The 12,015-nt window shown below is 45.7% G+C and carries 14 protein-coding genes and 1 pseudogene; 3 read left to right on the forward strand and 12 right to left on the reverse strand.

The features are described from left to right. Window positions 1-74: 74 nt before the first annotated feature. Both FOI68_RS23765 and FOI68_RS03485 read right to left on the reverse strand, forming a co-directional pair. A complete protein-coding gene (locus FOI68_RS23765; protein WP_134687556.1) occupies window positions 75-164 on the reverse strand; it encodes a putative holin-like toxin in 90 nt (29 codons plus the stop codon). A 259-nt stretch (window positions 165-423) separates the two neighbouring features. Further along, window positions 424-729, reverse strand: coding sequence for a hypothetical protein (locus FOI68_RS03485; protein ID WP_143862335.1), 306 nt, complete (start codon window positions 727-729; stop codon window positions 424-426). Between the two features lie 390 nt (window positions 730-1,119). On the opposite strand from FOI68_RS03485, the gene FOI68_RS23875 reads away from it, so the two are divergent. After that, entirely contained in the window at window positions 1,120-1,278 is a 159-nt protein-coding gene (locus FOI68_RS23875) for a toxin-antitoxin system HicB family antitoxin (RefSeq protein ID WP_231558810.1), read from the forward strand. Between the two features lie 195 nt (window positions 1,279-1,473). Here the strand turns inward: FOI68_RS23875 and FOI68_RS03495 are convergent, their stop codons facing one another. Beyond that, the gene (locus tag FOI68_RS03495; RefSeq protein ID WP_143862336.1) at window positions 1,474-2,049 is read right to left on the reverse strand and encodes a hypothetical protein; all 576 of its coding nucleotides are present in this window, start codon (window positions 2,047-2,049) and stop codon (window positions 1,474-1,476) included. A 17-nt stretch (window positions 2,050-2,066) separates the two neighbouring features. Next, window positions 2,067-2,597 (reverse strand): hypothetical protein, encoded by a 531-nt coding sequence (locus FOI68_RS03500; protein ID WP_143862337.1) that lies wholly within the window; start codon window positions 2,595-2,597, stop codon window positions 2,067-2,069. A 350-nt stretch (window positions 2,598-2,947) separates the two neighbouring features. Here FOI68_RS03500 and FOI68_RS03505 point away from each other — a divergent pair. Then, window positions 2,948-3,310 (forward strand): annotated as a pseudogene (locus FOI68_RS03505) (class I SAM-dependent methyltransferase); the annotation flags it as partial. 667 nt (window positions 3,311-3,977) lie between these two features. Here FOI68_RS03505 and FOI68_RS03510 read toward each other — a convergent pair. After that, a complete protein-coding gene (locus FOI68_RS03510) occupies window positions 3,978-4,379 on the reverse strand; it encodes a helix-turn-helix domain-containing protein (RefSeq protein WP_255433354.1) in 402 nt (133 codons plus the stop codon). Window positions 4,380-4,726: 347 nt separating this feature from the next. On the opposite strand from FOI68_RS03510, the gene FOI68_RS03515 reads away from it, so the two are divergent. Further along, complete coding sequence (locus FOI68_RS03515; protein WP_143862339.1) at window positions 4,727-4,948, forward strand: DUF2188 domain-containing protein; 222 nt, start codon at window positions 4,727-4,729, stop codon at window positions 4,946-4,948. 83 nt (window positions 4,949-5,031) lie between these two features. Here FOI68_RS03515 and FOI68_RS03520 read toward each other — a convergent pair whose 3' ends face one another. The 7 genes from FOI68_RS03520 to FOI68_RS03550 form a co-directional block, all read right to left on the reverse strand. Beyond that, complete coding sequence (locus FOI68_RS03520) at window positions 5,032-5,694, reverse strand: hypothetical protein (protein ID WP_143862340.1); 663 nt, start codon at window positions 5,692-5,694, stop codon at window positions 5,032-5,034. Window positions 5,695-5,852: 158 nt separating this feature from the next. Beyond that, a complete protein-coding gene (locus FOI68_RS03525; RefSeq protein ID WP_143862341.1) occupies window positions 5,853-9,452 on the reverse strand; it encodes a phage tail tape measure protein in 3,600 nt (1,199 codons plus the stop codon). Window positions 9,453-9,561: 109 nt separating this feature from the next. Continuing rightward, complete coding sequence (locus FOI68_RS03530) at window positions 9,562-9,705, reverse strand: zinc finger domain-containing protein (RefSeq protein WP_370512101.1); 144 nt, start codon at window positions 9,703-9,705, stop codon at window positions 9,562-9,564. A 379-nt stretch (window positions 9,706-10,084) separates the two neighbouring features. Then, entirely contained in the window at window positions 10,085-10,639 is a 555-nt protein-coding gene (locus FOI68_RS03535) for a hypothetical protein (RefSeq protein WP_143862342.1), read from the reverse strand. After that, a complete protein-coding gene (locus FOI68_RS03540) occupies window positions 10,636-11,283 on the reverse strand; it encodes an HK97 family phage prohead protease (RefSeq protein ID WP_185973859.1) in 648 nt (215 codons plus the stop codon). The genes FOI68_RS03535 and FOI68_RS03540 overlap by 4 nt, the downstream gene beginning before the upstream one ends. Before the next feature lie 79 nt (window positions 11,284-11,362). Next, entirely contained in the window at window positions 11,363-11,569 is a 207-nt protein-coding gene (locus FOI68_RS03545) for a hypothetical protein (RefSeq protein WP_143862344.1), read from the reverse strand. 15 nt (window positions 11,570-11,584) lie between these two features. Continuing rightward, window positions 11,585-11,917 (reverse strand): hypothetical protein, encoded by a 333-nt coding sequence (locus FOI68_RS03550; RefSeq protein ID WP_143862345.1) that lies wholly within the window; start codon window positions 11,915-11,917, stop codon window positions 11,585-11,587. Window positions 11,918-12,015 lie beyond the last annotated feature (98 nt).

The raw sequence follows: 12,015 nt of genomic DNA on the forward strand, positions 1-12,015 counted from the left end.
TAGACGTTCCCCAAAAGGGGGCGGCTCAAGTTCATTTCGGAGTAGACCGCGCGAGATGTCAGCTCAAGGGCGGTCTATTTCTTTTTGAGGTAAGTCAGCAATGCGAGGATGAACATGCCGAACATGAACATCAGCGTCAATGCTTGATAAACCTCCATCAGCATCACCCCCTTTCATGAGGGGATGAGCCGACCACCCTTGAGGAGCCGATTCTATTGTGCAAGTAACATTCTACCACAGTTTGGTAAGATCTGCCTCAGTCTCCTGAACTGGGGCTTTTGCGCTTTCATAGAAGCAGTTTACGACAACTTTGTTTAATCCCGCACACCACAGCACACGCTGATAAGGCGCGTAGGAGCTGCCGCATTAGGAATACTGCCCTCCCGAACAGGAAGGGCATAGTTATTTCATGGAAAAATTTGTTCAATTTTGCGTAGTTTGTCCCCACATTGTTCCCAATTGACTTTGCAGCAGCCTATAAGACAGATAATGTTGTTCATTTCCAATAACCGGAATTAGCCAACCTAGAAAATAGACAACACCCGGTGACCAATAGATACCATGATCCGTCGGATATGCTCCTGTTCTCGCCACGGATTCCGCAAATCTGGCGATATGAATGGAATCACCGAAAGGCTCGGCTGAATATCGCAAATTAAAATGAACGCGAATGGCTGCTGCGGCTGTCAGGATAGCTAAAATAACAAACATTTCAAGTTTTCTGCTCAAATTGAGATTCACCTCTTTACGTAGCACCTATTCCCTTTTCCGTTACGACATCCAATAGAATAAAAGGCATTACGCGCCACTATTGTCCATTTTCCTACCGCCAGTTGTTTAGACGCTTTAACCCAAAAAATGTTACGATTTAATTTTGATTGGGGATTTATTTGTAAGAGGATTTTTATGAAGTATCAATTCCGTCTAAGGAATCTGTCCGGTACGATTACGGAACATGCCTGGATTGGACGGCTGCCAGTCACATGGCGAGATAGTTGAGGAACTGCTGCGTAACCTGGAAGAAGCAAAGCGCGGATGGTTAGAGGTTAAGCTGGAACATGGCGATGCGATCCGATCCCGGAACCGCAAGAGGAGGACAGCGGCAAAATCAATCTGCGTATGCCGAAGTCACTGCACCGGCAGCTTGCTGTCGAGGCACAATTGGAAGGTGTAAGTTTGAACCAATATATGCTCTACAAATTGAGCAAATCGCTCCAGAAAAGGCCCCTGTCATCAGGCGGAGGTGTTTGTACGGATAGGAAGGGACCTTGCAAATAAAAAATGCCCCACTTTTAGTAGAGCATCGGTCGGTTACCTTCCCCGGAGAGTTTTGATTTCAGCCCTCTCTACATTCATAGCTTTGTCGCTCCTCTTTTTTCCTTCCCCTCCACGGCATAGGCTACTTTTTCGTAAAAAAGTCAGCCAAAAGCAAGTACTCCTGTCAAAAGCATACTTTTGGCTGACTTCAAATTATTATGGTTGCTTAAAATGATGAGTGATTTTTAGATGTCTAAAAAATGTTGGCATCCAACGAAAATCGCCGATATTATGTTTCGCATTAAACTCCCATTTCTTCAGGAACATATCTAAGCCATAGACCCAATTTGAATATTTTTCTTTTATCGCGTTTACAAAAATCTCATTACCACCTAGAACAGCAAAATCACTGTGTGCAACCAATATTCCCCAGAGGCCACTAGGAGAATAAATAGCATTTTCAAAAAGGATAGGGGGGGTTGTACCGGTATATTCCTCATAGGTAACATCTACATGTATTTTCCAGTGGTTTTCATCATGAAAAGACTGAATGGACTTGCCTTCAACTTCAGATAGATAGAAATATTCGTCTCCAACCAATTTTGCTGCATATGCGACAGCCTGCAATAATTCCTCGTCAAGTAAAGGGCTTGGAATCGGGCAAATTAACAATCGGTAAGAAACATCCTCTTGAAATATCTCACCCATTGGATCGTTGCTATTAAATACTTTATCATACAATATTTTTATTGATGATTTTTCGGCAATTGATGTGATTTGAACTATGCTCATATATTCACTCCGTGGGATTACGTTTCTGTAGGATAAAATTTTAGTTTCCGCAAATTCTTTATACCATTAAACGAGAGCGTTGGTACTCCATCCGTGGACCAGCTACGGTATGTAATAATAACTCCATCCTCATTTTCACCTGTAACTGCCCCATTTGATCTTTCTATTATAGTGTCTTCTTCTACAGAGTTGATAAAAATATTATAAGCTGCATCATCAGCATCTGAATAATCTCCGTTAACCCAAATTACTCTAATATAATCTTGCTCTCCAGGCTCACTATAATAATATAATTCCTCAAGATCTTCCGAATCTAATTTCTCGTCTTTTGACGCCGCTTTTAGAATTCGAATCAGCGCTTTTATGAATGACTTGAAACTTTGCGTTTCTATTTGATTTTTTTCTATCGCATATTGTTCTGTTGAAGTGGTTTCAATACCCTTAGCACCAGTTTTTGTTAAAGTACTGTGATCATTGGCGAATACAGGAACAGAAAAACTTGTACATAACAATAGAGTAAAAGCAATAGCAATGTGGAACACTTTCATAAAATCTACTCCTTTTCAATTTTTTTTACATTCCTTATATAGTAAAAAATGATATTTTTCAATATTGATCTTATTTTGGAACAACAGCTTTCCGTGTTTGAAGAACAGTACCTACCACAGAAAAAAACAAAAAGGTGGTAAATCGAAGTCAGTAAGATAATAGTGCACAATGATGGTACGGAAGATGTTTGGTGACTTTGTTTGCCCACAATTTATGACGGAAAGTAATAGGGTTAATAGGAGGAGGAGAAGGAGAAGGAGATGGAATTCTACGAAAAACTTAGCGAAGTATATGATATCGTATTTCCAGCTAATCCGGATACCGTTCGTTTTCGCTAACCTCGGGAAGCCGCGTGTTGGATATCGCTTGCGGGACTGGCGGCTATTCGGTGAAAATCGCTGAACAAGGTCATCAAGTGGATGCCATTGACCTCGACATCGGCATGTTTCGCAGAGTGAGAATGCGCGATGGTGCGCAAGTCAATTGGGTGCAGGGGGATATGACTTGGTTGCGCCACTTCTGGCCAAATGAATCGTTTGACCTGATCAAGACGATTGCCGATTGCCATCGTCAATTAAAAAGAAATGGACGTTTGATCATTGGGACTGTAAATTTTCGAAAAATCATGACCAACAACATACGGACACTCCTACCATTGAACGAAAAATGGAAGGAATACGTTTTGAGCGCAACTATAGGCTGGTTGAAATGACTGGCAAAGTTTCATTTGAAAGCCGACTTAAAGAGAAAAAGGGGAATCAGGGTATGTTACGACCATGCTGTACAGTTGCTTCCCTTATACGGCAATGACCTTTCAACGCTCTCCTTACATTCAGGATTTTCGAACGTAAGGCTGTATGGGGTTTTCATAAAGAAGCTTATTGCCCGCTTTGCTCACCTGCCGTTGTGTTACAGGCTGATTCATCACAGCTTCCTTGCTAGTTACGTTGCCATCATTGCAGCAATTAACCAAAAGAAATAGACCGCCTCGCCAAGGTAACGGTTTATTTCCCGATCGTAATACCCAAGCCGACCGCCTTTGAAGGGGTTTACTGTGCCGGGGAGTCGTGTTACCGCACGACTCCTTCTTTGGTTATATTATACATTTTCCAATTTCTACATGCAACATACAGGTCAACACAAAAAGCACAGCCTGTAAATAAGCTGTGCTGATTTATTTTTTATGGTGGAGCATAGCGGGTTCGAACCGCTGACCTCTACACTGCCAGTGTAATTTTTTGCTTTTGGTCTATGTTGTTATAATTGGATAAACCTTTGATTTAAAAGGGTTTTTCCTGTTCGTATATTGTTCCATAGAAGCTTTTATAGGCCTTTGTTGACGGTTTTCGTCAACAATTCGTCAACAACTTTCCGAGTAACTATTGTCCCTTTAACCACTCCACAAATACACTTTTTAGAATCCTGTATCTTTGACCGATCTTTATTACTTGAAACTGACCCGAGTGTATTAATTCGTAAGCATGATTCAGGCTTATCCCCAGTATCTTTTGAATATCCTTGGGAGTAAGGATATCATCATAATTTTTCAGCACATCGTCATCTACTTCTGGTAGCCCTAATTCTTTCCTCAGCTCCGCTTTTTCCTTTTCATACTGGTACTCCTTCAATAGCTCCCGGTATGCACGCACTTCTTTAATCAGAGTATCCACATCAATCATCATTAGCTTTTGCATGGACTTTAAACGCTCTTCAATCTCTGAAATTTGTTTGTCTGTTAGAAAGTTGTGTACCATTCTAGCACCCCGTTTCAAATGTACCACCTTCCTATCTACCTATCTACTCTTCAAAAAGTTAGCCACCGTATTCATTTCCTATGTCAGGATAATTGAGGTAAACGGAAAACCTTTTGTGGAAAGGGCACTCAACTGTGCCAATCCCAGCAAGGCTGTTATTGATTACTGCAAAGGTATCCGTAAGTTGGGAATACCTTCGCAGGGAGGCATCCAAGAAACGAACGTCAATTCCCGAAGGCGGCGTTTGCCGTCTGATCGTCAAGGCAGCATTGTCTTTTGTTATCCCATGTTGGTGACGCAATAAAAGGATCACCTCCTCATACAGGAAAGCCCTCCTACATGTAGAAATTTGTAAAAAGAAGGGAGGTGAAAATGTGCCCAATCAACATGTAACTCCGCATCCGGATGGTGGATGGCAAGTAAAGGGGGCGGGCAATAAAAAGGCTACAGTCCGTACAGACACCCAAAAGGAAGCAATTGAGAAAGCAAAGGACATCGCTAAAAATCAAGGATCAGACGTAATTATCCACCGTCCGAATGGGCAGATTCGTGATAGAGATAGTTACGGCAACGATCCATATCCTCCAAAAGGTTAATCTCGATTATTTATGTTTTACCACCCTCGCCGGTGGTTCTTTTTTCGAAAAAGAAAAAGCACCGCGTGGGTGCAATTTAGACTCTATTCATCCTCAACATTGCTTATGAACTTTATAAAATACTCACCATAGGGACTCAACTTTACATTTTCTCTTGATAATTCCTGCCCTTCACCTCCAATATACCCCCACGTTCTCATTACATAGATGAGTGACAAATTTGCCAACTTCGAATCAGCATAATTGACCAATGCGTCCATCTCACTTCCAATAAAATAAAATCCCTCTGGATATATTTCGTCCAAGCCTGCGAAGTAGCCCAACCTTCTGATATCTAAATAACGAAGTCCCCGTAAAGTATCAAAATAGGCCAAGATTCTTTCTTCGTCATAAATAGGCCCGTCGAGTACACTTTTGAATCCATTCAGAATGTATTGGATCTTCATATCGTCGTGCTCTTCAAGCAAATCTTCAAAAACGATTGGGAAAACTCTTTCTTTAATGAAATCAATGTCGATGTTTGGTTTGCTAAGCGAACCTTCAATTTGTTTAAGCAGGTGTTCATGTTCCTGGAGTCGTTTTTCCAAACGCCTAAATTTTTGAAACTGAAACGCTTTACCTATATATGGAGCTAAAAATACTCCCGCTTCAAAAACTTCATAGAGAATAGTCCCTTCTTCTATGCCAACAGATTCAAGGATTGCTTTTAAGTCAATAGGGCTAGAAATAATGCTTCTAATATCCATCTTGACCTCCAGTATGTCTTAGTCTATAACACATAAAGTCATTCGCCTCGTTCCCTATTTTACCTTCCAAGATGCCTTCAGCCCAGGCATCGCATCTCAATCAGTGTCGTTTGGAACAAAAGAGAACGGCGACTATATAGCCGCCGCTTCGAATGTTTTTATCCTCTAGCCCGTGCAGGCTGCCGTAGTTGCTGGGTGATGATTGGCAAAGTATCAGTCTTTATGACATGCCTGATTTTCTCTTTAAGATCAGATATACCATACACTGGACCAGAAATATGGACATCAAATTGAAAGTTATTCGTCACACTTGAGCCGCCTCCGACACGAGGGATGTCATAATTCGGAATCACCTGAGCCCCACGTGGCAGACGAAGCAGTTCAGGTCCATTCTCACCAACCCACGTCCATCCGGATTTTGTGACGGTGCCACCGGTCGCAAGGCCGGGGAACTTGAATGCGTCTTTCACTTTGTCGAAAACATCTTTGATCGAGTCACCAATATCCTTGGCTGCTTTTTTCGTCTCGCTCTTGAACGAGTCGAATATGTCGCTACCTTCCCAGCCTCCGTCCTCGTTATCCCACCATCTACCTTTATCCTCATCCCAGGTGTAGCGATCATCGTTTTTGTAGTCTTTATCGTTGGGATCCGTAGGATTGCGGCCTTTGTCCCTTTTCTCTTCGCCGCCGCCATTATTGGAGGTATCGAGCCAATCCGAGATCCTGCTCACCACTTTTCCCTCATCATCGTATATCACAGGGTTGTACGGACCAGTGTCACCAATCTCCACCCAGTGGCCGTTGTCGTTCCGGAAGAAGTTTTTCCCGTCTGCCTGCAGAAACTCTATTTTTGCCGAAGTCGCTTTCTTTAGTTGCTGCTCAACCTCTTGCAACTCTTTTTTGAGGCCCTGATAAGCGGTCTGCTCCTTCAGCAGTTCCAGGTACAGCTTTTGGGTTTCCTCCATGTTGGCTCCTTTGGTCGCCTTCATATCCTCGTAGGCCTGACGCAACACGGCGACCGTCTGGTTCTGGATGTCAAGCTGCTGGGTCAGCAGTTCATACTTTGCTTTGAGTGTTTCACTCTCTGATCCTGAATCCTGCATTTTGGCAGCGATCAGGTCAAACTCGGCTTGTGCGATCTGAGCAGTCAGTTTCAACTCATTTTGCAGCTTGCCAAGCGCACCGTTGATCGCCTGCGCCATAAGATCGGCTTGCTGGATGGGCTTGCCTTTGTTTTGTTCTATCCCGATTGCGAGTCCTTCCGCAATATACCGCCCATACTCGGCCATCAGCCTGGAAGGCGAGGCGATACCGAAAAACTCTTTGAGGGTGTTGGCGATGTTGGAGGCAAATTGAGTTACGTTGCTCTTTATCCAAGAGGCCATCGATTGGATGCCTTCCCACAGCCCTTCAACGATGTAACGACCGTATTCGGCCATCAGTCGAGATGGTGAGGCGATGCCGAAGAATTCCTTTACTGTGTTAGAGATCGCTGTTACAAGCGAAAGGACTTTTTCTTTTACCCAAGTCGCCATCGACTGGATGCCTTCGCCCAACCCTTTAACAATGTCGCCGCCGTAACCAGCCATCTGCTTGCCGATTTGCCCAAAGTAAGCTGCAATCCCAGATACCAGCCCGCCAGCTATGTTCAGAATCACTTGGATCGCTGAGCTGAAAATGCTCTTGATGGCATCCCAACCAGCCTGAATGCTCATCTTGGCGCCGTTCAACGCTCGATCCCAATCCCCGGTAAACACACCGATGAACAACTCCATAGAACCCTTAATGGCGTTGATGGCAGCGGTGATTACTCCTTTGATTGCTTCCCACACTGCCACAGTGATGTTCTTAATGTACGGCCACACTGCATCAAAGACAGCTTTTATCGTCTCAAGTGTGGGGCGGGTGTAGGCCAGAATGGCGTTCCAGATGTTCATGAACGCCACTTGCAAATCAGGCCAAATGCTTTTCCACCAGGTAGCCAAGTCGCCAAATGTCTTGGTGATAAACGATGCAACCTCATCGACTGCAGGTTTAACGACAGAGACGATGCCGTCCCATGCGACTTTCGCGTATTTGCTGATCGTGTCCCAATTCTGATACAGCAAAACCCCCGCGGCCGTTAATCCGGCGATTGCAGCCGTAACGGGCAGGATAGCAGCTGCAACCGTTGAGAGGGAAATCCCGAGCTCTCCCAAACCTAACGAAGCCAAACCGACCGTTGCCATGACAGCTCCGAAGGCTCCGATCAGGGTGAGGAGCGCGGCACCGGCTGCCGCCGACAGTGCGATAAACTGCTGGACGGACGGGTCGAGTTGGTTGAACCAGTCGACAACGGATTGTAAGGCGCCGGCAAGTGATTGGATGACGGGAATGAGTGCGTTACCAATGGTGATCTGCATGGTTTCAAAGGCGCCGCTCAATTGCTCCAGAGCGCCTTTGAGGTTGTCTTTTATCTGTGCTGCCGCTTGCGCAGAAGCCCCGGTGGAGTTTTGTAACTCTGCAGTTAAGGCTCGTATTTTCTCGGGGCCAGCCTCGATAACGGCCATCATTCCAGAGACAGCCTCTTTGCCGAACAAGGTTTCCAGCGCGGCGGCCTTCTGCGCATTACCCCAACCCTGCATGCCTGTTTTCAACTGAGCGATGATGTCCGCAAACGGGTGCATGTTGCCCTGAGCGTCCGTAATTCTTACCTTGAGTTTTTCAAGCTCTTTGGATGCCTCTTTGCTTGGTGCCGTCAGGCTCAGCAAGGCGGAGCGCAATGTTGTACCCGCTGTCTCACCACGGATACCAGCGTCGGCCATGATTGCAGCAGAAGCTGCCAACTCTTCGAGAGACATACCAAGCGTATGGGCCGGGGCTGCAGCGTACTTGAGGACATATGCCATGCCCTCGATGTTCGCGGCCGACTTATTGGCGGTTTGAGCCAGAACGTCCGAAACATGGGTAGCTTGAGAAGCCTCCAGCCCAAAGGATCGCAGAGCCACGGCCATGGTATCGGCCACAAGGGCCATATCCTGACCAGACGCCTCTGCTGCTGCGATCACCCCAGGCATGGCCGCGATGATTTCGTTGGCTTTGAAGCCCATCGCGGCCATCATTTCCATGCCTTGGGCAACTTCACTGGCTGACTTGCTGGTCGAGGCGCCCAGCTCCATTGCCGTTTTTGTCATGGCCTCCAGTTCGGCAGAGCTCGCTTCGGCAATCGCCCCAACCCGGTCCATTTGGGCCTCGAAATCGGCTGCCGTGTTGACTGCATAACCCAATGCTGCGCTAATGGCTGCCCCGGCCACGCCGAATGATGTAGCGATCTCCTGTCCGGCCGCCTGGAGATGGTTGCCGAAGTCTTTTAGACCGCTCGACCACTTCGCCATCCGGGAAGGCTGATCGGCCAATTCCTTGTTGACTTGTTTGAGCTCGGCCTGCATCTTGGCGAGGGCTGCCTCGGCTTTATTCAGTTGTGTGGCCAGCTTCTGCGTGGCGACCGCGTCCTCGCCTTTTTCTTGAGCTGCTTTCTTGAACTCTTGCCGAAGCAGTTCTACTCGCTGCCCCTGCAGGGCTATCTGCTTGGTGAGCTGGTCACTCTTAGCGCGGAGCTTATCTTCTTCACTGCCAAACGCCTCCAAGCTGGCTGATGCCTTCTCAAACTCGCTGGCAACCAACTTCATTTCACGCTGGATTTGTGCAAGAGACTTGTCAATCCCAGTGTCATCCAGCGTAATCCTCGCGACGAGATCGCCGACTTCAATGTCTGCCATATGAATCACATCCTTATAGAGACTCGCATTTCACGTCAAAGCCAAAAGAAAAAGCCCTGACCGCGACGCAAAATGCGGTTAGGGCTTCATGAGCCTCAAAGAATGGGATTCATTGATCCTCTTTTTTTGAATTGAAGAACATATTGCAGGTGCCACATCTAGGACATTTAATTTCGGCAACGCCGCTAAGCTTCCCCAGGAGCTTGTTGCATTTTTTGCACCTGACTTCTTCGAGAATTTTTATTTTAATAATCGTAACCCCCCTTCATGTAAAAAGTGTCCCGCGCTGAAAACGAAGGGGGCCGCGCCGGTCCCTAGACAATAGCCTCCCAATTTCGAGGGTAGGGGGGCTATGTTCACTTCCCCAATCTCCACAGCAACATATCGGCTTCCAGTAAAACAATCTGTGTCTCTAGTGAAAAGAGGTCTGCTCGAATAGAATCCAGACTTTTACTGCTGTGTTTCGCATTCATACGCGATGTTTGTCTGGCTTGCATAATCTCATCTTTTCGCATGAGAACATTGTGATACAGCTCCATGATTCCGGGCGGTGCGCTCTTTTTATATGAGCCATATAGGCGTCCCGAACTTGTTGCATGAACATGCCTCTCATATCTTCACCTCATTCGTGCCTATAGCTTGTATACATTGCCGCGCTCGATCAAAAGCGGGTTAATGTACTTGTGGATTTCATACCCGTCAATTCCGTATTTACGTAAGCCAAGTCGCTCCCTGTTCGAGCTATTCAGTTGCTCATTGTAGTGGTTGATTGCGTGCTTTAATCTATAAGCCTGATTGTTCAAATCATTCAATTCAGCTAGGCCTTTAAGCAGCTTCTCTCGTTGCGGCATTAGTTCCTGATGTAGAGCTGCAGCTTTCTTGTCGATTTCTTTTAGCCTCTCAATCCATTCAGCTACTTTCTCACTAATCATCCGCTGAATGTTTGGGTTGTTGCGATTGGACAAAGCATCGATCATGTACTTGCGGCGCTGGATCCGTTCCGTTATTTCTTTGATCTGTAAGTTGACTTCATCAATCGCTTTGCTGTCCTGGCTGGTCACCGCTTCGAGATACCGCCGCTTCTGTTCAGCTAAAAGCTCCTCGTCCCTCTTATTTTCCTTTCGCAGCTCGTCCAACTGTTCCGCAGCCCGCAAGCGTTCTTCATTGATCCTTGCTTCCAGATTCATAACTGTTCAATCCTTTCCTCTAATTCCTTGAGTTCTCGCTCGATTTCAGATATTTCTCTTTCAATCTTTTCGATGTGAAGCGGCCGGAACGGTTGTCGATTCTCCAACTTCATTCTTGGCTTACCATCCAAGGTATTTTCCCATGTCACCCCCTGCAGTAAAGGATGGTTTTCATCTGTCGTGCAGAATGTTGATTTATTTGCCGGGTTATTTGTCAGACAGATTTCGAAAAGGATGATTCTTCGGTATTCTCGGACGATCACCTTTTCCTGTACACCGAAAGAGCGTGCCTGCATCATGGCCTCATCTTCTGCTTGATAGTTCCGGCGAGCGCTTCTTACGAAATACATGCAACTACAATACCGCAATGCCCCCCGCTTTACTTTCTTGTAGGTGCTATGACCGAACGGCGAATCCGGAATCAGTTTAAAAAAGACGCCTCTTTCGTTGGCTTGAAGGAAAAGATTCTCACCGGTAACGCCGATCGTCCGAGAAAAATCATGATCCACGGTTGCTCCGACAAGCCCATCGATCACCACGGCCTCCCGGTTCGTTTTGTCAAAAACAAAGGTTTTATTTTCATGATCGTATTCCCAATAGCTGTCATTAAACGGCATCGCCATACCATAAATTGCTTTTTCCAAACAATCACCCCCTTTCCCCTTTACAAAATCAGCGGCTATGGTACAATTGCTACGGACAAATGGTAAATTTCTTGTGCCTTCACTTTTCCGTAGTGGAGGCTTTTTGTATTTCATTCAGCCAATCATTTGGATCCAGCCCAAGGTATTCGGCCAGTTTTTCAAATCGGACAACTTTTCTCCCGTCAACATCTGCTGCTTTTTCTGAGCATAGATCGAAAATTGCCTCCAACCTAGGATTCCCCTTCTCTTTCAGTCTGGCAGCGATTTCTCTTTGAATGTTTGACAAGATGATCATGCCTCCTTAGAAGTTCGGCTTCTTATCGCTGAGTATGAAAAACACTTCTTCCACAGGATCGTAATGCCTGGTCAACAATTCAAATGCTGACAATTCTATGATCCGCATGGCGTACTTCTCTAGAACTGAGATACTTTGTCCACCAGTACCTAGGAAAAACGTGTAATTTGATCTCGACTCCGTAGGCTTATAAACCCCATCCTCCTTCGCCGGTTCAACTTCAGTCATCTGCACAATGCCCATCCGGCTAAAAATAGCGTATCTATCTTCCAGCAAAATAGCCTGAAAGTACTTGTTTTTGTTGCTGCCCGCCCACGTTTCTAGCAGGATCTCTTTCATTTTCGCACCTCCCCACTCAAATGTTTTATTAGCTGGATCTCCTTATCGAAGTGATCGCACTCTTTATTCAACCTGGCCATTCTGGCCTCGATCTTTCT

It is taken from the genome of Brevibacillus sp. LEMMJ03, assembly GCF_007197875.1.
GTDB classification, from domain to species: domain Bacteria; phylum Bacillota; class Bacilli; order Brevibacillales; family Brevibacillaceae; genus Brevibacillus; species Brevibacillus thermoruber.